The 19,248-nt window shown below is 40.8% G+C and carries 21 protein-coding genes; 11 read left to right on the top strand and 10 right to left on the bottom strand.

Annotated elements, in window-relative coordinates; all coding sequences use genetic code 11:
* Window positions 1-21 precede the first annotated feature (21 nt).
* From H3299_RS08885 to H3299_RS08865, 5 genes are read left to right on the top strand one after another with little or no spacing between them, the layout of a single operon-like run.
* Window positions 22-1,017 carry an NAD(P)-dependent oxidoreductase gene (locus tag H3299_RS08885; RefSeq protein ID WP_182417332.1) on the top strand — a complete coding sequence of 332 codons (996 nt, stop codon included), beginning with the start codon at window positions 22-24 and terminating at the stop codon, window positions 1,015-1,017.
* Window positions 1,014-1,853 (top strand): MBL fold metallo-hydrolase, encoded by an 840-nt coding sequence (locus tag H3299_RS08880; RefSeq protein ID WP_182417331.1) that lies wholly within the window; start codon window positions 1,014-1,016, stop codon window positions 1,851-1,853. The genes H3299_RS08885 and H3299_RS08880 overlap by 4 nt, the downstream gene beginning before the upstream one ends.
* Entirely contained in the window at window positions 1,853-3,136 is a 1,284-nt protein-coding gene (locus tag H3299_RS08875; protein WP_182417330.1) for a F390 synthetase-related protein, read from the top strand. The genes H3299_RS08880 and H3299_RS08875 overlap by 1 nt, the downstream gene beginning before the upstream one ends.
* A gap of 33 nt (window positions 3,137-3,169) precedes the next feature.
* On the top strand, window positions 3,170-4,240 hold the full coding sequence (locus H3299_RS08870; RefSeq protein WP_182417329.1) for a DUF3419 family protein: 1,071 nt from the start codon (window positions 3,170-3,172) through the stop codon (window positions 4,238-4,240).
* Window positions 4,237-5,223 carry a Rieske 2Fe-2S domain-containing protein gene (locus H3299_RS08865; RefSeq protein ID WP_182417328.1) on the top strand — a complete coding sequence of 329 codons (987 nt, stop codon included), beginning with the start codon at window positions 4,237-4,239 and terminating at the stop codon, window positions 5,221-5,223. The genes H3299_RS08870 and H3299_RS08865 overlap by 4 nt, the downstream gene beginning before the upstream one ends.
* A gap of 82 nt (window positions 5,224-5,305) precedes the next feature.
* Here H3299_RS08865 and H3299_RS08860 read toward each other — a convergent pair whose 3' ends face one another.
* Window positions 5,306-6,523 (bottom strand): YeeE/YedE family protein, encoded by a 1,218-nt coding sequence (locus H3299_RS08860; RefSeq protein ID WP_182417327.1) that lies wholly within the window; start codon window positions 6,521-6,523, stop codon window positions 5,306-5,308.
* Between the two features lie 232 nt (window positions 6,524-6,755).
* Here H3299_RS08860 and H3299_RS08855 point away from each other — a divergent pair, with 232 nt between their 5' ends.
* On the top strand, window positions 6,756-7,424 hold the full coding sequence (locus tag H3299_RS08855) for a hypothetical protein (RefSeq protein WP_182417326.1): 669 nt from the start codon (window positions 6,756-6,758) through the stop codon (window positions 7,422-7,424).
* A 15-nt stretch (window positions 7,425-7,439) separates the two neighbouring features.
* Here H3299_RS08855 and truA read toward each other — a convergent pair whose 3' ends face one another.
* The 3 genes from truA to def are packed head-to-tail and all read right to left on the bottom strand — an operon-like array spanning window position 7,440 to window position 9,653.
* Window positions 7,440-8,183 carry a tRNA pseudouridine(38-40) synthase TruA gene (truA, locus tag H3299_RS08850; protein WP_182417325.1) on the bottom strand — a complete coding sequence of 248 codons (744 nt, stop codon included), beginning with the start codon at window positions 8,181-8,183 and terminating at the stop codon, window positions 7,440-7,442.
* 22 nt (window positions 8,184-8,205) lie between these two features.
* Window positions 8,206-9,129 carry a methionyl-tRNA formyltransferase gene (gene fmt / locus H3299_RS08845; protein ID WP_182417324.1) on the bottom strand — a complete coding sequence of 308 codons (924 nt, stop codon included), beginning with the start codon at window positions 9,127-9,129 and terminating at the stop codon, window positions 8,206-8,208.
* Entirely contained in the window at window positions 9,129-9,653 is a 525-nt protein-coding gene (gene def, locus H3299_RS08840) for a peptide deformylase (protein WP_182417323.1), read from the bottom strand. Before def ends, fmt begins: the two co-directional genes overlap by 1 nt.
* Before the next feature lie 330 nt (window positions 9,654-9,983).
* Here def and H3299_RS08835 point away from each other — a divergent pair, with 330 nt between their 5' ends.
* Window positions 9,984-11,141 carry a DNA recombination protein RmuC gene (locus H3299_RS08835; RefSeq protein WP_182417322.1) on the top strand — a complete coding sequence of 386 codons (1,158 nt, stop codon included), beginning with the start codon at window positions 9,984-9,986 and terminating at the stop codon, window positions 11,139-11,141.
* Window positions 11,142-11,221: 80 nt separating this feature from the next.
* Here the strand turns inward: H3299_RS08835 and H3299_RS08830 are convergent, their stop codons facing one another.
* From H3299_RS08830 to H3299_RS08815, 4 genes are all read right to left on the bottom strand, one after another.
* A complete protein-coding gene (locus tag H3299_RS08830; RefSeq protein ID WP_182417321.1) occupies window positions 11,222-12,166 on the bottom strand; it encodes a metallophosphoesterase in 945 nt (314 codons plus the stop codon).
* Window positions 12,167-12,240: 74 nt separating this feature from the next.
* Window positions 12,241-13,266, bottom strand: coding sequence for a CDF family Co(II)/Ni(II) efflux transporter DmeF (dmeF, locus tag H3299_RS08825; RefSeq protein ID WP_182417320.1), 1,026 nt, complete (start codon window positions 13,264-13,266; stop codon window positions 12,241-12,243).
* A gap of 96 nt (window positions 13,267-13,362) precedes the next feature.
* Window positions 13,363-13,635, bottom strand: a complete 273-nt coding sequence (locus H3299_RS08820; RefSeq protein WP_182417319.1) for a metal/formaldehyde-sensitive transcriptional repressor — start codon at window positions 13,633-13,635, stop codon at window positions 13,363-13,365.
* Between the two features lie 355 nt (window positions 13,636-13,990).
* Window positions 13,991-14,896: a PhzF family phenazine biosynthesis protein gene (locus H3299_RS08815; RefSeq protein WP_182417318.1), complete on the bottom strand. Its 906-nt coding sequence runs from the start codon at window positions 14,894-14,896 to the stop codon at window positions 13,991-13,993.
* A gap of 283 nt (window positions 14,897-15,179) precedes the next feature.
* Between H3299_RS08815 and H3299_RS08810 the strand changes: the two genes are divergently transcribed.
* From H3299_RS08810 to H3299_RS08800, 3 genes are all read left to right on the top strand, one after another.
* On the top strand, window positions 15,180-15,521 hold the full coding sequence (locus tag H3299_RS08810) for a BA14K family protein (RefSeq protein WP_182417317.1): 342 nt from the start codon (window positions 15,180-15,182) through the stop codon (window positions 15,519-15,521).
* A gap of 8 nt (window positions 15,522-15,529) precedes the next feature.
* A complete protein-coding gene (locus tag H3299_RS08805) occupies window positions 15,530-15,844 on the top strand; it encodes a hypothetical protein (RefSeq protein ID WP_182417316.1) in 315 nt (104 codons plus the stop codon).
* Window positions 15,845-16,003: 159 nt separating this feature from the next.
* Complete coding sequence (locus H3299_RS08800) at window positions 16,004-16,246, top strand: Imm74 family immunity protein (RefSeq protein ID WP_182417315.1); 243 nt, start codon at window positions 16,004-16,006, stop codon at window positions 16,244-16,246.
* A gap of 111 nt (window positions 16,247-16,357) precedes the next feature.
* On the opposite strand, the gene ilvC is transcribed toward H3299_RS08800, so the two are convergent.
* Both ilvC and H3299_RS08790 read right to left on the bottom strand, forming a co-directional pair.
* Window positions 16,358-17,377 carry a ketol-acid reductoisomerase gene (ilvC, locus tag H3299_RS08795; RefSeq protein ID WP_182417314.1) on the bottom strand — a complete coding sequence of 340 codons (1,020 nt, stop codon included), beginning with the start codon at window positions 17,375-17,377 and terminating at the stop codon, window positions 16,358-16,360.
* Window positions 17,378-17,538: 161 nt separating this feature from the next.
* Complete coding sequence (locus H3299_RS08790) at window positions 17,539-18,183, bottom strand: TetR/AcrR family transcriptional regulator (RefSeq protein WP_182417313.1); 645 nt, start codon at window positions 18,181-18,183, stop codon at window positions 17,539-17,541.
* Window positions 18,184-18,512: 329 nt separating this feature from the next.
* Here H3299_RS08790 and H3299_RS08785 point away from each other — a divergent pair, with 329 nt between their 5' ends.
* Window positions 18,513-19,055: a DUF924 family protein gene (locus H3299_RS08785; protein WP_182417312.1), complete on the top strand. Its 543-nt coding sequence runs from the start codon at window positions 18,513-18,515 to the stop codon at window positions 19,053-19,055.
* The last annotated feature ends 193 nt before the right edge of the window (window positions 19,056-19,248 follow it).

The raw sequence follows: 19,248 nt of genomic DNA, 5'->3' as shown, positions 1-19,248 counted from the left end.
GATTATGTGAGCGAGGGAACCATGCGTGTTATTGTTACAGGAGCAACAGGCTTTCTTGGGCTTGAAACCTGCCGCTTATTACGCGACAAAAAATGCGATGTGATCGCAATTGGGCGCAATTTAAAGCGCGGCGAATTATTAACGCAGCTAGGTTGTACTTTCTGGCGATTTAATCTTGAAAACCTGCAAGATATGCAAGAATTGCACCAAAGGTTACAAAATGAAACCATTGATGGTCTTGTCCATGCCGCTGCCCTTTCATCGCTTTGGGGGAGGCGAGAAGATTTTTATCGTGCCAATGTCGAGGTGACCGAGAATTTATTAAAAATAGCTCAATCCTGTGCTATTAGCCGTTTCATTTTCATATCATCGCCAAGCATTTATTTTACGTGGGCGGATCAGCTTGATCTTGATGAATATAGTCCGTTACCAAAGCCCATCAATAATTACGCGGCATCAAAGGTAAAGGCTGAGCGTTTAACTCTTAGCTATGCCGATTTGTCACCGATTATTTTGCGGCCAAGAGCCATTTATGGCGCAGGTGATACAGCATTGCTGCCACGCTTAATCAAGGCTGCACAAAGGCGACCATTGCCATTATTACGCAATGGTGTAGCTGTTACCAATCTTACCCATGTGGAAGATGTTGCTCGCGCTATTTGGGCAAGCCTTTTAGCACCACGGCAATTACCACAAAATATATTCAATATTGCAGGCAAAGAGGCTTTGCCTATCACCAAAATCGTTAATGAAGCGGCAAAAAGGCTGGATTGCAATGTGCGTTGGAAAAAGACACCGCTAGCAGTTGCAAGACCTTTAATTTACATGATGGAGCAATTTCATCGTAGTTTTTTACCCAATATTGAGCCCTTATTGACCAGTTACAGCCTTGGCGTTTTTGCCTATTCACAAACCCTATCCATCAAAAGAGCACAACAAATTTTAGGCTTTGAACCGCAAATTGATTTTGCGGAAGGATTGGATAAAACATTTCATCATAATGGGGGCTTACAATGAAGGCGCCTCGTTTTTTTAATAGCGCATGGGTCAGCGCCCCGAAAGGCATGGTCGCACGCCATGGTGGTTTTAAAAAACAACATTTTTGCGTGCGTTGGGGACTATATGAAACAGAAAATCATGACAATATTGTTATTGATACCGGTTATAGCCACCGAGTTACACGGGGTGAGAGCCGCTCATTGCCATTAAAAATTTACAATGCGCTTTTGCGCCCTAAGCTTCATGCGTTAGGTCTATGTGAAACAGTTTTAAGTCAGCTGAAAGGCGATATTAGCCTTGTTATTTTAACGCATTTTCATGCCGATCATATTGCCGGCGTTAAGGATTTTCCAAATTCATGTTTTTTAGCAAGCCGCATAGGATTTGAGCAATTTAAACGAGCGTCAAATTTCAACCAATGGCGCCATGGCCACTTTAGTGAATTATTGCCGGATGATTTTGAAGAGCGACTTTGTTTTATCGAAGACTGCGAGATCATTACGATAAACAACCATCAAACCTATGATATTTTGGGTGATGGCTCGTTGCTCGCCTTGCCTTTGCCCGGGCATGATATTGGCCATTTTGGGCTTTTATGGCCAAAATTATCACCACCTTTGCTTTATGCGGTTGATGTTGATTGGTTGGCTTGCAATTTACAAGATCGAAGACAAAGTTTTGCCATGCGCATGGTGAGTTTTAATTGCGATGAGGCTCAGCTCAGTCATGCAACCGTCAAGGATTTTATTCAACAAGGTTATAGCCTTGTTTTGTGCCATGATCCCTCAACCAACTCCTATGACAGTTCTCATCTCGCATTAACTCATCACTATGTTGAAAAAGGGGAAGCGTGATGTTTGAGCATTTATTTACCAAACGTTTTGCGTTGCAAAGCTTTTATCAGGTTTTAAAGTTAAAAAAGGCACTTAAGACAGAAGAGCAATTAACGAAATGGCAAGACAAAAATTTAGCGCGTTTAATTAGTAAAGATATTGGTAAGGTTGGTTTTTATAAGGACAAAAATTTTAGGGCTTTAGAGGATTTACCGATTATCGACAAAAAAATCATGATGGATAATTTTGCCGATTTCAATCGCCTCAAAATGAGCGGCGATGAGTTGCGGCAAAAATTGCATGATAATGATCAGCCGAAAAATTACACCATTGGTATGAGTACCGGCACGAGTGGCAATCGCAGCCTTTATACTATTAGCGAGCGTGAAAAATATATTTGGCTTGGCACTATTCTTGCAAAGCTGTTACCCCGATATCCACGCCAAGGCGCAAAAATTGCAGTTGCCTTACCCACCGCAACGCCAATTTATCAATCAGCCAATCATTTATGGCGGTTACAATTGCAGTTTTTTAACTTAAATGACGGCTTGGAATGTGTCGCCGACAAATTGGCGGCCTATGCCCCTGATACATTAATTGCACCGCCACATCTTTTGCGCTTTTTGGTGGATAGTGGCTTTAAGTTGCCGCTAAAACGCGTCTTTAGCGGTGCAGAGGTGTTGGATCCATGTGACCGGAAAATTATTGACGAAGCCTTTGGCGTTAAGTGCCAAGAAATCTATATGGCATCGGAAGGCTTATTGGCAACGCCGTGCGAGCATGGCAATCTTCATCTTTGCGAAGACAGCATGCATTTTGAGTGCGAAGCCGTTAGTGATGATGGCTTGGTTACGCCAATCATTACAGATTTTATTCGCAATACGCAAATTATGGCCCGTTATCGCATGAATGATGTTTTGCGCCTTGATGAAAGACCATGCCCTTGTGGTTCACCCATGCGCCGCATTAGCGAAGTTGTTGGCCGTATGGATGATGTTTTTAAACTGCGCGCACGTGATGGGCGGCTTGTTACTTTAACACCAGATATTATGCGCAACTCTATCCTTGATGCATCAAAACAAATCGAAGATTTTAGGCTTATTTACCGCAAAGATGGCGCAATTGTCATAACTTTGCCGCCCCATATTGATGCGCAAAGCCTGATAGATCTTAACTTTGCTTTTGAAAACCTATTGGACAGGTTTAATATTTCACAAACATTTATTATCGAACAACAAGTTTTAACGCCGCCGCCAAAGGGGAAGTTGCGGCGCATTATCAACCAACATCAACATCACAAATAAATATAGCGTTATTATTGAAATAGTGGGGATGATATGAGCTTTTTTAACAACCTTAATTTTTCCTCCTCAAATGAGGATGGAAAAAGCGAGCTACAAGCGCTGCAAGATGTATCTCAAAGTCTTTTATGCTTGACCGGTTCAGGTACACGGCCGCTTGATATGCTTTTTACCAATGCACAAGAAGTCATTGCTCTTGATTTAAGCTTTGCCCAAAATGCCATGCTTATGCTTAAGATGCTAGCAATTAAAACCCTAGACTATGATGATTATTTAAGCTTTGTCGGGCTTTTACCCGCTAAAGGCCGCCTTAATACTTATCATTTATTGCGAGGTGAATTAACGGCTGAAGCACGCGACTATTGGGATAAAAATACCAAACTCATTAAAAATGGTATTTGGTATTGTGGGCTCTGGGAAAAAGTCTTGAATTTTACCGCAAAAACATTGCGCGTCATGAAAGGTAAGGCGGTTAATGCTTTATTTGCCGCATCCACACTTGAAGAACAACAAGCAATATGGAACCGCGAATTTAACCAAGGTATTTGGCGCAGCGGTGTTAAATTTTTGTCCCATCGCTTCATCTGGACCCATATTATTGGTGAACCGGGCGGTGCATTTATTCCATCGCGTGAAGAGGTAGAAAAACAACTTGCACAAAAGTTTCAAAATAGTGCAGGCGAATTTTTCTTTCGCGATAGTGATTTTGCCTCGTTAATGTTGCGTGGGTATCATGATGTTAGCCAAGGCTTACCCTATCATATGGCGAAAGATCGCTATCAATCATTGCGCGATAATTTACCAAAAATGAAAATTGTAAATGGCGGACTTCATCAATTACCGGAAATGAATTTGGGGTTAATCGATGGCTTTTCAATTTCTGATTTTGGCTCTTATTGCACATTAGAAACCTATAAGGCTTGCTGGCAAGGTGTAATTAGCAGCGCGAGTAAAGATGCCATATTTTGTGAGCGCATTTTGCTTAATCCATTGCCACTACCCTTTGAAAATATCCACATAAATGAAGAATTATCATGCGAGCTTACCCGTCAAGATCGCGCCATTATTTATGATATCCGAGTTGGAACTATTGGGAGCCTATTATGACAAAACATTTTTGGCATGCCGTTTATATAGCCGATAAGTTAAAGAAAAAGCCCGTCCGTATTATGTTTGAGGGCGAGGCTTTAGTGCTGTTTCGCAGCAAGGAAGGTATTGGCTGTTTAAAAGATATGTGTCCGCATCGCGGTGCATCACTATCAAAAGGGCGCGTTGTCGATAACACGGTAGAATGCCCCTATCATGGTTGGCGCTTTGATAAAAAAGGTGCATGCAAAGAAGTGCCGCTTTATGATGGTGAATTGCCACGCCGCTTTTTACGCAATTTCACCGCTAAAGAGCATAATGGGCTTATCTTCATTACCCAAGATGAAGAAAGCGCCGGTAATTTGCCAGAAATTATTTGGGACGATCAACCCTATGCCCAATATATTATGGAAAATGATGCCATTTCAAATTTAGCGGATGTGGTGGAAAATGTCCTTGATCCCATCCATACACTTTTTGTCCATAAGGGTATCGTGCGCGGATCCAATGCAAGCAAAAATTCGGTGACATTTACCGCAAGCGTTGAAAACAGTGTTTTAATTATTCGCCATCAAGGTGAAGAAAAGCAAAATGGCTTTTTGTCCCGTCTATTAGAACCACAACGCAGCCATGCCATTAATCGTTTTGAATTGCCCGGCACAGTAAGCCTTGAATATTATGGCAAGCAAGGTTTAAGCTTGTGTTTAACCGCTTATTTTAGCCGCGAAATTGATAACCAATATAAGGGCTTTGCTGTCTTTCGTGGTCCCAAGCAGCATGGTCTTGGCTATGTTAAAGGATTATTTCTCATACCGATTATGCGTAAAGTCATTTCACAAGATCAAGACATTATGAAAGACGCAACCAATAACCGCCACCTTGCTGGCAATCCGCCTTATGCAAAATCACCACTCGATCTTTTTCGTCCAATGATTGACCGTATCATTGAAACGCCAAACGAGCTGATTAATTTGCCAGAAGGTCAAATGACGTTATTAATATAAAACGGTAATTTAATGAATTTTAAAACGAGCACTTAACTATCAAGAAAAGTACTCGTTTTTTTGCATTGCGGATGAAACTAAATTAGCAGCTTTGCGCTACAGCCTTAGCCTCAAGTCCAAATAATGGGCGGGCATAGACACCAACAATATTGCCAAAAAAGGCTGCAATAAGCCATAGCCAACCATGTAAGCTGCCCGAGGCAATGCCAGAAAAATAAGCGCCAATATTACAACCATAGGCAATTCTTGCGCCATAGCCCAGCAATAAACCGCCAATGATAGCCGCACAAAAAGATCCAAAAGACATTTTTAGGGTTGGTTTAAACCGCCCTGCAAGGGTTGCAGCTAACATTGCGCCAACAATAATGCCAAAATCCATGACGGTTTGCACATTGGTAAAAATACTTGAAGTTAGTTTTTTTGCATTGCTTGGATTTTGCCAAAAAGCCCATGAGCCAACATCAACACCCAACATAGTAGCAATTTTTGCGCCCCATATAGGAAAAGCACCAGCAACCGTCCATGGCCTGCCAGAAACAATAAGTGTTACATAATTGAGTAAGGCAAGGGCAATTGCCCCCCATATAAGAGGCCAAGGACCGCGTAAAAATCGTAAAAATCCGTGGCTGTTAGAAGGCTTTTCTGTTTCAACTATGCCATATTTACGCTTTTCCACCCAAAGGGTCAAAAGCGATATTATAGCAAACAAAGCAAGCGAAATTGTCATGCCAGCCCAAAGGCCAAAGCTTGTGAGTAACGAAACGGCTTTAAGAGCAGGAACCGCATTCCAAAAAGGCGCATGGGCAGTGGAAATAAGTGCCCCTAATACAAAGAAAAACAATACAACCAACATGCGGGCGCTCCCGCCGCCTGCGGTAAAGAGAACGCCAGAGGCACAGCCGCCGCCAAGCTGCATGCCGATGCCAAACATAAATGCGCCGATAATAACCGCAAGGCTTAACGGTGCGCTTATTCCAACAACGGGAATGCCAAAAAAGCTTCCACCTGCAAGAGTTGGAAAAAATAAGCAAACAGCAATGGCAAGCATAAGCATTTGCACTCTTAACCCGCGCCCACGTCCATCGCGGATAAAAACCCGCCATGCGGAGGTAAAGCCAAAGGCTGCATGATAAAGTGTAATGCCAAGTGCACCGCCCACCAATAATAATAGGCCTTGTCGCCAACCATAGGTAAAAGCGATAAAAGCGGCACTTAAAAGAAGAAATAGAATTGAGATGATTTTAGAAAAAGTCAGATAAGCTGACAGCTTTTTTGTCTGACCAGACACGACCGTGTACATGGCAGTTCCTTTCATTTGATAATGATGATCTTTTAGGCATATTGCATGTAGTTGTCGAGTATTGATTTTTTAAATTGTTAATATTGAAATAAGTATTTTGCTTACAAATGAATAGACTTTACGCCATGTATCTATAAAATGCATTCCATTGCAAAAATATTTACATTAAAGCAAAAAAACGGACTATTCTCATTAATTAAAACTTCCAATAGATTTGATAGTAGGATTTGTCATGCAAAAAAATATTGGTTCAGCAAAGCGGCCGATTTTTATTCCTAATAGAAATAGTCCTGCGGTTATAACCAAGGAAATTACTTTTGATTGGCATATGGGTATGAGTAGCGCGGTTAGAAAGCGCTCTATTGCCAGCCTACATGAAAAAGCAGGGCAGGCTGGTATAAGGTCTGTTTTGGAAGCATCAAGCAAGTCAGATGAAGCTATTGGATTGGATTTAAGTGCTTTTTTCTTACGCAATGATAAGGGGATTGCAGTTGAAAATCTTTTTCAAAGCAGCAAAGTCTTTGAAGGAGATATTCAGTTTAAAGACCTTCTGAGTGTAACACCGCGAGAGGCTAAAAAAGATCCGCGACTAAAAACATCAGGAAAAATGATAAAATTTAGCTATGATGGTAAAGATTATCCCCTAAATCCAACCAGTCTTTTTTATGATTGGCTTTACACAAAAATACTCTTTACCGAAGAAAATAATGCTGCGCTAAAAGACAATTTTGCTAATAAAAATTATGATGCATTTAGCGATATTGAATTTAATCCCAAAAAATCATTTAGTTGTCAGGCGCGAACATTAGCTTTGAGTATTTCACTTTATAGCAATGACAAGATTGATGATTTTTTGTCTGATCCAATTGGCTTTTCAAAAGCATTTAATCTTTATGCTTAACGGTGACAAAAATTATCAGTAATCAACACCAGTTAAATAAAGCCCATGGGGTGGGGCAACAACACCGCAGCGTTGCCTGTCCTTAGCAAGTAATGCTGCCTCAACATCATCAGCGGTAAACCGCAATGTGCCAACATCCATTAACGTGCCGGCAAAAGATCTTATCTGATTGTGCAAAAAGGCACGCGCACTGGCATAAATATCAATATAGTCGCCATTGCGAATTACATCTAATCGATCAAGGGTTCGAATAGGACTTTTGGCTTGACATTGGGTCGAGCGAAAAGTGGTAAAATCATGCCTTCCTAAAAGCCTTTGCGCTGACTCATGCATTTTATCGCTGTCAAGTGGTTTTGGCACCCACCAAACGCGCATGGCATCAAGAGAGGTATGGGAGCGACGATTTAAAATACGATAATGATAATGGCGCTTTAAAGCTGAAAACCGTGCATTAAACTCTTCATCAACAAGCTCAACAGCAAGGATTGATACCGTGTCGCGATTTTGAATGAGATGGGCATTACAAGCATCACGCACCGTGTCACTGCGCCATTCCTTGGTCAAATCAACATGAGCAATTTGTCCTAAAGCATGCACTCCTGCATCGGTACGTCCTGCTGTCGTAATGGTTGGATTTTCGCCTGTAAATTTAAAAATAGCGCTTTCAATTGCCCCTTGGACACTTGCAAGATTATCCTGCCTTTGCCAACCAGCGTAAGGCGTGCCATCATATTCAATTAAAAGCTTATAGCGAGGCAAATCACAATCCTATTTTTATTAGTTAAATGATGCTTGTTACAACATTGCCGCGCAAAAACTCATCACTATTTAATGGTTTACCACCAGCTTTTTGCAATCTTGTCAAAATAACTTTGCCATCTTGGCATTGAACCGAGCAGTCTTGGCGATCAAAGCTTGCAATTTCACCTAGCGCTTTTTCACCAAGTTTAGCACCAAGAATTTTTACGCGCTCAACACGGCCACCAATATCCATTTCGCACCAGCTACCTGGAAAAGGCGCAAGGCCACAAATTTGCTTTTGTACGCTGCGTACTGGCTGCGCCCAATCAATACGGGTTTCTTGCTTGCTAATTTTTTGTGCGTAAGTGATGCCTTCATTGCTTTGTTGGGTGAGGGGAAGTTCACCTTTATCCAGCAAGTCCATGGCTTTCACCATTAAGTCTGCACCTATTTGCGATAATGCATCATGCAATTGTCCTGCAGTCATTTCCTCGCCAATGGTAATCGATTGCGTTAGGGCAACAGGGCCAGTATCCAACCCCTCATCCATTTTCATAATCATCATGCCAGTTTCGCTGTCACCAGCCATAATCGCACGTTGAATTGGGGCAGCACCACGCCAACGCGGCAAAAGGGACGCATGGCCATTATAGCAGCCAAGACGTGGCGCATCCAAAATAGCTTTGGGTAATAATAGACCATAGGCAACCACTATCGCGGCATCCAAGTTTAAGGCCGCAAATTTTTGTTGCTCTTCTTGAGATTTCAAGCTTTTTGGCGTAAAGACCGGAAGCCCTAAAATTTCCGCGCGATTTTGTACGGGTGATGGCGTAAATTCAAGCCCACGGCGACCGGCTGGGCGCGGCGGTTGGCTATAAACTGCAACAATTTCATGACCAGCTTTGACCAAAGCATCAAGAATCGTCACCGAAAAATCGGGTGTGCCCATAAAACATAGCCGCATTATAATACCTTTTCGCCTTGTTCTTTTGCCCGCTTTTTAAATTTCTTTACCACCATCTCGCGCTTGATACGTGATAAATGGTCGATAAAAAGCTTACCATCCAAATGGTCTATTTCATGTTGGACACAGGTGGCTAAAAGGTCATCAGCGGCAATTTCTTGTGCCTTGCCATTAAGATCAATATAGGTAACGCGCACCATTTTAGGGCGTTCTACTTCGGCATAATAATCAGGAATGGAAAGGCAACCTTCTTCATAAGTATTACGCTCATCCGACGACCAAATGACTTTAGGGTTAAACATCACCATTGGTGCTTTAGGCTGGTCTTTATCAGCAACATCCATGACTAAAAGGCGTATAGGCTCAGCAATTTGTATAGCCGCAAGGCCAATGCCCGGCGCTGCATACATGGTTTCAAGCATATCATCAGCAAGTTGGCGTAACGCGTCATTAATGTTTTCAACTGGTTTTGATATTTCCCGCAAAATTGGATCGGGCAAAATAATAATCGGTTTTATAGACATGGCCTTCAGCTAACCAACTGCAAATAAGCAATTTTATATGTTTTAAAGTGAGCGCATTTGATTTTGCGTAAAACCAAATGAAAAAGATGAATATTTAAGTGCAATCCATATAGTCTGCCACTCAAATTTTAAAATGGACAGAATATAAAGTTTGGCGAATTTACCCCAACATGTTGCAAGTGTAAAGTTTGAGCACATATTAGCTGTTATCAAGTCTGTCAACAATAATTAAAATACTATGTTCATGTTTTGATCGATTTTTGTTTCTGTTTTATTTAATATTGTTACACAATTTGATTCGTATTTTACAATTTGAAAGACTGGTACTCCATGCCAATTAGCAATTTTTCCTCAAGTGAACTGGCGATGTTTGGGCTTGGCAGTGTGCTTATTGGTGTCATCATTATCGCAATTATCGTCTCTAGGCTTAATCTACGACAAAAATTAAGTATTGAGATTGAGGCCGATGAGCGCGCGCGCCATAATGATTATCATATCAATGCATTGCTGCAAGCCCAAGCGGAAATGCAAGGGCGCATGCAAACCATGGCGGAGTTGTTTGGAACACGCCAAGCCGAGCTTAACCATGCAATTGGCGAGCGTTTAGATGGTTTAAGTCAGCATTTAGGGCAGTCTATTGGTCAACAAACCCGCACAACCCATGAAAATCTGGTGCGTTTGCAAGAGCGGCTTGCGGTTATTGATCGCGCACAAAACAATATTCAAAGCCTTGCGGGGCAGGTTGTAGAATTGCAGTCAATTTTATCCAATAAACAAACACGCGGTGTTTTTGGTCAGGGGCGGATGGAAGCTATAATATCCGATGCATTACCGCCAACTAGTTATAAATTTCAAGCAACTTTATCTAATGGCACAAGGCCTGATTGCGTGATTTATTTGCCCAATGCTGCGCCTCATTTGGTTATTGATGCAAAGTTCCCGCTGGAAGCTTGGAATGCGATGCGTGAAGCAACAACCGATGAGCTTCGCCAAAGAGCCGAGCAACGTTTTCGCACTGATATGGATGTCCATATACGTGATATTTCGCAAAAATATCTCATTAGTGGCGAAACCCAAGACACAGCCTTTATGTTTGTGCCATCAGAATCAATCTTCGCAACCATTCATGAAAATTTTGAAAGCATTGTTGAAAAAGCCAATCGTGCTCGCGTTATTATTGTGTCGCCGTCATTATTATTGCTTGCCATTGATGTGGTGCAGCAAGTCTTAAAAGATGCGCGCATGCGTGAGCAGGCTCATTTAATACAGGCAGAGGTTTGGGCATTGATGCAAGATCTTAACCGCCTTGATGAACGGGTGCGCAAATTGCAAAGTCATTTTCAAATGGCCGAAAAAGATGTTGATGATATTCTTATTTCTTCATCAAAACTATTGCGGCGCGGTAGCCGCATTGAGGCTTTGGAACTGGGTGAAATAAAGCATAATAAACCGCCCGATGATGGTTTGCCATCGGATAGTTTACTGTAATTTATTAATAGGCCTGAAAGCCAAGCGCATTGATGACTTTTCCAAATTGGCGACTTGGCCAATGCGCTTGGCAGTTATCATTAATATTTTAAAGTGCGGCTTTCTTCGCGGCCAAAACCTTTAATTTCCAAGCGGTCATCATGAACGGTAAAAATCGAATAAGCAGTCGTATCAGGTGTTTCCACCATGCCTTTTAGATTAACAAAATATTTGCCGCCTTTTTTGCCATAATTGCCTTGATGATTATGGCCACAAAAATAGCCGATAACATTTTTATGGGCTGTCAAAAGATCAAGCAACCGTTCGCTATCCCACATATTATGCATATTGGCTGGAAAAATTGGGTAATGTCCAAAGACGACAACGCGTTCATTGGCTTTTTCCGCAGCTTGTATGGTATTTTCCAACCATTGAAACTGCTCATCAGACAAAGAGCCATTCCAAATCTGTGCATTATCAGCGCCTTTGGCTTTTAATGCGTCTAAACGTTTTTGAGCAATTTCCAACCGTGGGTCATCAGGAATATTGAGGTATTTATTACCTTTAGGTGGAGCAAATAGGCTAATTTCATTGCCATCAATGACGATAAAACGGTAGCCACCACCGCTAAAATCATAATAGTTTTTGGTAAGTCCAAGGGTGCGGGAGATAGACCTGATATAATCGCCTGCCACATCATAATCATGATTGCCTAAGACAAAGAAGTTTGGATGTTTTAACCGGTCATAAATTGGCAAAATATCATTAAAACTAGTATAATGGCGGTCAATAATATCACCAAGGGTGATAACAAATTTCAACTCTTCCTTATTGTAATGATTGATACATTCTTCCAATTTCCAAAGGCTATTGGCATAAAAACGTGTTTGGCCGTTGGAGGCGATTGCCGCATATTGTGGATCGGTTAATACGCCAAAAGAAAATGACCCTTGTTTGTTTGCCGCAATTACTGGCTTGATACTGGTAAAAGGGGCGAGAACCGCCGCTGCTGAAATAGTTTGTAAAAGATTACGCCGATTAATCATCTTATCTTCCCTCTCGAATGCACATTTTGAATGTGCATTCTTTAAAAAGCTGAGGTTTCATCCGCGTGACTATTTTATTGCGTTTTTGTTACATATTTTGCCAATAGTAAGTTTTCACTATGGTTGTTCACTTCAATGGTAATATGCGATAATTCATGAATTCCATGTAGTCGCCCTTTATAATAATCGGGCGTTTGCGGCACTTCACTATTTAAAGCGATAATCGCTCCATGGTGACCGGGTCCTAACTGCCAAATATGCAAATCGGTGATTGTTGCATTTTCATCTTTTAATGCAGTGGTTATTTCTGTTGTTAGTTGGCTATTTTCTGGATCTGCATCAACAAGCACGCCGCCAGTATCACGTATAAGCCCCCAAGACCACCGGCCAATCACAATCGCGCCGACAACGCCCATTAAGGGATCCGCCCATAACCAACCATAAATCCAACCAAAAATAAGAGCAATAATTGCAAGGACTGAAGTCAAGGCATCGGCCAAAACATGTAAATAGGCAGCGCGTAAATTATTATCCTTTGCATTTTTGCTTTGATGATAATCATCATTATGAACATGATCGTGGCTATGCCCGTGATCATGTTCATGAGCATGGCTGTGTTGATGGCTATGTCCAAGGTGATGATGGTGATCATCTTTTAATAAATAGGCAGAAACGAGATTAACAATTAATCCTACAACTGCTACTAAAATCGCTTGGCCAAAACTAATCTCTATTGGATTAAATAGGCGCAAAAGGCTTTCAAAGCAAATGATCACCGCAACGAGTGCTAGAATAATCGCGCTCGCAAAACCAGCTAAATCGCCAAATTTTCCAGTGCCAAAAGTAAAACGGCGATCTTTTACAAAACGGCGTGCATAATAATAGGAAAGAGCGGTAACCAACATGGCGCCAGCATGGGTGGACATATGCCAACCGTCGGCAACAAGCGCCATTGAGCCAAATATCGTGCCAGCGATGATTTCAACAACCATCATCGAAGCGGTAAGCGCAATCACCAGCCATACTTTGGTTTCGTTGCGATTATGATCACGTCCTAAAAAAATATGGTCATGATTGGCAGTAATTGGTTGTATAGTCATCTTAAGCTCCAATAGATGATAATCAACAATTTGTGGGGGGCAGCTTTATCTCAATGTTTTAATGTGATTTATTTATCTAACACATTAAAAATATTACTATTTCATATAGGTGCGTATAACTTCTATCATTTCATCGCCGCCTTGTTTGCGCTCTTGTTCATTGTCGGCTTCAAGCACATGGGCAATAAGATGCTCTTCTAATAATTGTGCGGTTAATCCACCAACGGCACCGCGTACCGATGCTGTTTGTCGCAAAATATCAGCGCAAGGTGCTTCATTTTCCAAAGCTCGCTCTATTGCTTCTAATTGACCCTTTATCCGCCGAATGCGAGCAATGAGTCGGTCTTTTTGCTTGATAGTATGGGCCATAATAGCTCTTTCAGTAAAATAATATACCCCCCTATACTATATTTACGAAGTTTCAACAAGGCGCAAAGAAACAAAGCGAGAGTAAAATTGGGCTTAATTTTTAAAAAAATAAGAAAATTCTGTTACGGTCTAAATTGGGGTGAAGAAGTAAATAACTTGGAAGTAGCTGTTTTAATTTATAAATTTTATTTTGAACGGAAATTAAATATTGAAAATGGGAAAATTCGTCAAACAGAATAGCTAAGCGGTTGCTATTTCAACAATGCAACGATTTAACGCTTAATGGTAGAATTTGCGCACTCACATTATGCACTAATATCAATGGGGCAATTTAGGCTATATGTGATCAAAGCGCTTAGAAAAAGATTTCGCCTTGTGCAATTTTTACTGATTTTCCGCCAATACGGGCATTGGCAATTTTATCATCATGGATGTGGAAGCCAAGTTTGATACGTGATGGCCGCCCCATTTCAAGCCCTTGCTCTAGCCATAATTCATGGTCACCATTTTGATATTGGTCAAAATGATGGGCAAGCCCAATAAAGGCTGATGCTGCCGAGCCGGTTGCTGAATCTTCTGAGCCATCAGCACGCAACATGCGCGCATGAAAAGCTGTATCGATGCGCTGCGTTTCGCGGCAATAAAGGTAAAATGACGGTATGTTGCCTTCTTCATCAGCAAAATTTTGTGCAATAAACAAAGGGTCCGCAGAAATCCCAGCAATTGTTGATAAATGATCAATTGGTACAAAATAAAATGGCACACCGGCAGACCAGAGGCTTGGGCGATGATTTTCAAAGCCAATTTCGCGATTTTCTACGCCAAAGGCTACGGCAAAAACTTCACTTTTTAAGGTTAGGGGGAGTGACTGTGGCAATTTGGGTAGGTCAAACTCAACAAACGATGTATCACCGCAAAGTTTTACAGCGCAACGCACAATACCAATTTTTTCTTCCAATATCATCAGGGTTTCAGTTTGTTGTGATGTTGATAGATTGGCTAATGCGCTTGCAGCTCCAATGGTGGGGTGACCTGCAAAGGGCATCTCCCCGCTTGGTTTAAAAATTCGAATCTTTGCTCGGTGAATAGGGTTTTCTGCAGGTAGTACAAAAACTGTTTCAGCAAGATTAAATTCTTGAGTAATTTTGAGCATTTGCTCGTCATTTAAGTCTTGTGCATCATAAACAATAGCTAAAGGGTTTCCGGTAAAAGCGGCATTAGTAAAAACATCAAATATTTCATAACGATGCGTGTTTTTCATATTTTTACCCCACTACATTTTTTAGTCAAACCCAAATAAAATGAACTTTTATCAAATAACATTTTTATATAATCTGTGTAATCGTTTTCCTGCATAGGATCTTTTAACCTTAATGCATTTTGATTACACCACTTAATTTTGCACAATATTTACAAACTGTTGATATAAAAGAAATACGTTATTGACAATGGCTATGTAAAAAGAAATTTTGAATTATTGATATTTTCTTTAAAATTCTCGTATTGCTTGCTAAACAACACTATATTGAAAAGAGGAGGCCATAATGACCAAGCTTTGTTTTTTATTATCTTCTCTTGCAATGATATTGGCGAGCAGCACCGGCAATAGTTGGGCGGTTGATATTAATAATCCTTATGTAAAACCGCTACCGCCACGTATGGTGGTACCAAGTCCGCAATATCGGGCAGGGCAATCGCGTCAACCTTATAATCCAAGCCCGATTGAAGTACCCTCACGCCAACAAAGGTCAAATGGGCAGCTAGATATAAAGCATATTGAATGGTGCAATAATCAGTATCAAAGTTATAAACGCACCGATAATACTTATTTACCCTTAGGCGGCGGTCAAAGGCGTTCATGCTCGTCTCCTTTTTATCAGCCTTAATGCTATTCATGAAAAATAAACATCAAAATCACAGTAAATATAAAAGTAAGATGCGGGCTTTATACGACAATCGCCCATGCCCTTTGTTTGATGGTAAATCCATTGAACCAGGTTTATGCATTGATATTATGAGCTTTTTAATCGATTATCCTCATGAGGAGCCATATGAGGATTATGTGATAGATAACATCATTAAAGATAATAACTCTGATATTTATCTTATAAAGAAATTATGTTGTACGCATGCTTTGTTTAAAAAATACATTAACCAACATCTTTATAATGTTGCTAACGAGAAATTAGTTGATAAGGATGAGGCTTAGCCGCCGAAAAAACTTTTATCAAAAGAAAACATTGATTGATATAGTTATGGTTTGAAGGTTTGCAAGTTGTTGTATTTTATATGTTTTATTCTTTTTTTAATATCTCAGCTTGTTTTGTAAAGCAATAGATTACTTATTGATATTTTAAAAGGGTAGGGGATGATTATAAAATTTAATACCGGCTATCTTTGGGTGAAAATTGGCAATAAAACTGCGAAAATCGCTGGCGAACTATATTTTCCAGAAGAAACAAAAATTGCCTTTGCTGTTCATTTATCTTCAATAATAAAATGGCAACCACCGCACGCTAACCAAGAAATAACCGCTGAAGATCGTGATTTGATCATTGAAGATATAAAAAAAGAGTTTTTATCGAAAGATCGCTATGTAACTTTCGAGTAAGCTGCTTTGCTTAGAGGAGCGAGGACCAACGGCACGTCTTAGAATTTCGGTGTACAAAAAAAGGCTGCCTTATTGCTAAGGCAGCCTTTTCTTTTGTGCTATAAACGCAAATTAGTTACGGTCTTTGTCAACCAATGCGTTTGATTTAATCCAAGGCATCATATTACGAAGCTTTTCACCAACTTGCTCAATTGGGTGCTCGTCATTAAGACGACGTGTTGCTTTAAAGCGTGCAGCGCCGGCCTTATATTCTTGCATCCAATCAGAGGTGAATTTACCGTTCTGGATTTCGGTCAAAATGTCTTTCATTGCCTTTTTGCTTTCGGCAGTGATAACGCGTGGACCTGACATATATTCACCCCATTCGGCAGTATTCGAGATGGAGTAGTTCATATTGGCAATGCCGCCTTCATAGATAAGGTCAACAATGAGCTTTACTTCATGCAAGCACTCAAAATAAGCCATTTCAGGTGCATAGCCGGCTTCAGTCAAGGTTTCAAAACCAGCGCGGATAAGTTCAACCAAACCACCACAAAGAACGGCTTGTTCACCAAACAAATCAGTTTCACATTCTTCGCGGAATGTGGTTTCAATAACGCCTGAACGGCCGCCGCCAACGCCACAAGCATAAGAAAGGGCTAGGTCATGGGCATTGCCAGATGCATCTTGATGTACTGCGATGAGGCAAGGAACACCGCCGCCTTTTTGATATTCGCCGCGCACTGTATGGCCAGGACCCTTAGGGGCGATCATCACAACATCAACGGTTTTCTTGGCTTCAATAAGGCCAAAATGGACGTTAAGACCATGAGCAAAAGCAATTGCTGCGCCATCGCGTAAATTGTCATGGATATGGTCTTTATAGATTTCAGCCTGCAATTCATCAGGGGTTGCCATCATCATAAGGTCAGCCCATTTTGCAGCATCGGCAACGCTCATCACCTGGAAGCCATCTGCTTCAGCTTTTTTAGCTGTTGGTGAACCTTCACGAAGAGCCACGCGAATTTCGCTAGCGCCTGAATCCTTAAGATTAAGGGCATGGGCACGGCCTTGGCTACCATAACCAACCATAGCAACTTTTTTTGACTTAATTAAATTAACGTCTGCATCACGATCATAATATACGCGCATGGAACTCTCCTCTTGCGGTCTGTTTGGTGTTTATTGCAAGCATTTAAACAAAATGCTTGTTTTGGTTTTGACTAGTTTTGATTAGGCAATACTTCACCCATTCAAATTTATTTCAACCATTCGCCAAATATCAGGAATTTAGCGAATAATTGTGAAACTTATTACAAAAGAGTTTTAAACTCCTCAGCTACATATAGATGGAAGAAATGACGGGTCGCATTGCGCGCCTCCTTAATGATGATGTCATCATTCATTTCAATCTCATCGCCCAATAATAGCCTTATCTGCATATCCCGCACAACAAGACCAAAAAACGTTCTAAAGGCTTGGTCAATGGTTTCAATATCTAGTAAGCCAGCGTCACGACCAAGCTCTAAAAGGGGCTTAACTCGCTTTGCCATTGCAAAAGGTCCATTAGAAAGCACAATTTGACCAAGTCGAGCATTGTCAGGTGACGCTGAGCCTACCGCTAAGCGATTTAAAGCAATGGATGTTGGTGATGATAAAACCATCAGCCAGTCACGTGCAAAATGCTCAAGGCTAGAAAAAAGCGACCCTAAATCAAGCGCTTCTTTCTTTATTGGCATAATCCGCACTTTGGCTGCTTGCCATTGCACCATGGCTTCAAGAAAATGATCGCGGTCACCAAACCATTTATAAAGTGTTTCTTTAGAGCAACTTGCTTCTTGAGCGATCCGCCCCATGGTAAGGGCTTTGTCACCGGTAACCAGTAAATGCAAAGCCGCATCAAGCACGTCTTTTTGACGTTCCGTCAGCGCTTCAACTGTTGCTTCTACCGTTTGCATGAATGCCTTACTCAATAAATATAAAATACTAAATTTGCTTTATTCGATAAGTGTCAATGTACCGTACCGTTCGGTACCATGCACAATAATTTTAGCTTTAGCAAGTGGAATCTTTGGTAAATCAATAGAAGATTTTATGTGCTCGTAAAAATGGCCTTGTTGTGGTTGTACTTGGTCCCGTTCATTTTCAAAAGCAGCAATTATGCTAAATTAAAAATTTGTGCAGCTTGTTGATTTGGTAAAGATTGCTTACATATTATAAAAGTCGTAAGATTGGATTAGTTGACACTTTGGTTAAATGTTCGTGGCGGCCAATAGGGAGGATTGCTATGATTGATAATGAGCATGCAGTGATCGAATTTTGGAAAAATGCTGGCCATGAAAAGTGGTTTAAGAAGAGTGATGCCTTTGATGAGGAAATCCGCCAAAAATTTTATGATCTTTGGCAAAAGGCAGCCAATGGTGAGTTAGATGATTGGCAAAAAACGGCAGAAGGTTCACTTGCCTTATTGCTGCTGCTTGACCAGTTCTCACGCAATATGTTTCGCAATGATGCAAAGGCTTTTTCTTGTGATTCCAAGGCCTTAAAAATTGCCAAAAATGCTGTAAAATTAGGCTTTGATCAAAAAATAGAAAAAGCTTTGCGGGCGTTTTTTTATTTGCCGTATGAGCATTCTGAAGATATTGACGATCAAGAGGAAAGTATTAAATTATTTAAAAAGTTGGGTGATGATAGCTTTTATCAATATGCCCTTATCCATCAAGATATTATTAAACGTTTTGGACGTTTCCCTCACCGCAATGGGGTATTGCATCGGAAGACGACCACCGAGGAACAAAAATTTCTTGATAGTGGTGGTTTTGCCGGCTGATGTCGTTGTTTACTTAGTTTTCTGGTTTGAAATGAAGATGAAAACCGTGCCTCTTGTGTCACAGACATAAAAAAACGAGTTGTAAATGCTTTAAGTTAAAAAAAACAGGTTTATCGCAGATATAATATTGCGTATATTATTCAGTAATTTATCGCAACAAAAAGGTAAGTATTTAGCAAATAGTTGTTGTTAA

The sequence above is a fragment of the Bartonella sp. HY038 genome (assembly GCF_014117425.1).
Lineage (GTDB): Bacteria > Pseudomonadota > Alphaproteobacteria > Rhizobiales > Rhizobiaceae > HY038.
This window is presented reverse-complemented; position numbering and strand designations above follow the sequence as displayed.

Excerpts from the sequence above, each read along its gene's own strand:
- H3299_RS08885 (WP_182417332.1), top strand. The coding sequence starts at position 22 with ATGCGTGTTATTGTTACAGGAGCAACAGGCTTTCTTGGGCTTGAAACC.
- H3299_RS08880 (WP_182417331.1), top strand. The coding sequence starts at position 1,014 with ATGAAGGCGCCTCGTTTTTTTAATAGCGCATGGGTCAGCGCCCCGAAA.
- H3299_RS08875 (WP_182417330.1), top strand. The coding sequence starts at position 1,853 with ATGTTTGAGCATTTATTTACCAAACGTTTTGCGTTGCAAAGCTTTTAT.
- H3299_RS08870 (WP_182417329.1), top strand. The coding sequence starts at position 3,170 with ATGAGCTTTTTTAACAACCTTAATTTTTCCTCCTCAAATGAGGATGGA.
- H3299_RS08865 (WP_182417328.1), top strand. The coding sequence starts at position 4,237 with ATGACAAAACATTTTTGGCATGCCGTTTATATAGCCGATAAGTTAAAG.
- H3299_RS08860 (WP_182417327.1), bottom strand. The coding sequence starts at position 6,523 with ATGTACACGGTCGTGTCTGGTCAGACAAAAAAGCTGTCAGCTTATCTG.
- H3299_RS08855 (WP_182417326.1), top strand. The coding sequence starts at position 6,756 with ATGCAAAAAAATATTGGTTCAGCAAAGCGGCCGATTTTTATTCCTAAT.
- fmt (WP_182417324.1), bottom strand. The coding sequence starts at position 9,129 with ATGCGGCTATGTTTTATGGGCACACCCGATTTTTCGGTGACGATTCTT.
- def (WP_182417323.1), bottom strand. The coding sequence starts at position 9,653 with ATGTCTATAAAACCGATTATTATTTTGCCCGATCCAATTTTGCGGGAA.
- H3299_RS08835 (WP_182417322.1), top strand. The coding sequence starts at position 9,984 with ATGCCAATTAGCAATTTTTCCTCAAGTGAACTGGCGATGTTTGGGCTT.
- H3299_RS08830 (WP_182417321.1), bottom strand. The coding sequence starts at position 12,166 with ATGATTAATCGGCGTAATCTTTTACAAACTATTTCAGCAGCGGCGGTT.
- dmeF (WP_182417320.1), bottom strand. The coding sequence starts at position 13,266 with ATGACTATACAACCAATTACTGCCAATCATGACCATATTTTTTTAGGA.
- H3299_RS08820 (WP_182417319.1), bottom strand. The coding sequence starts at position 13,635 with ATGGCCCATACTATCAAGCAAAAAGACCGACTCATTGCTCGCATTCGG.
- H3299_RS08815 (WP_182417318.1), bottom strand. The coding sequence starts at position 14,896 with ATGAAAAACACGCATCGTTATGAAATATTTGATGTTTTTACTAATGCC.
- H3299_RS08810 (WP_182417317.1), top strand. The coding sequence starts at position 15,180 with ATGACCAAGCTTTGTTTTTTATTATCTTCTCTTGCAATGATATTGGCG.
- H3299_RS08805 (WP_182417316.1), top strand. The coding sequence starts at position 15,530 with ATGAAAAATAAACATCAAAATCACAGTAAATATAAAAGTAAGATGCGG.
- H3299_RS08800 (WP_182417315.1), top strand. The coding sequence starts at position 16,004 with ATGATTATAAAATTTAATACCGGCTATCTTTGGGTGAAAATTGGCAAT.
- ilvC (WP_182417314.1), bottom strand. The coding sequence starts at position 17,377 with ATGCGCGTATATTATGATCGTGATGCAGACGTTAATTTAATTAAGTCA.
- H3299_RS08790 (WP_182417313.1), bottom strand. The coding sequence starts at position 18,183 with ATGCAAACGGTAGAAGCAACAGTTGAAGCGCTGACGGAACGTCAAAAA.
- H3299_RS08785 (WP_182417312.1), top strand. The coding sequence starts at position 18,513 with ATGATTGATAATGAGCATGCAGTGATCGAATTTTGGAAAAATGCTGGC.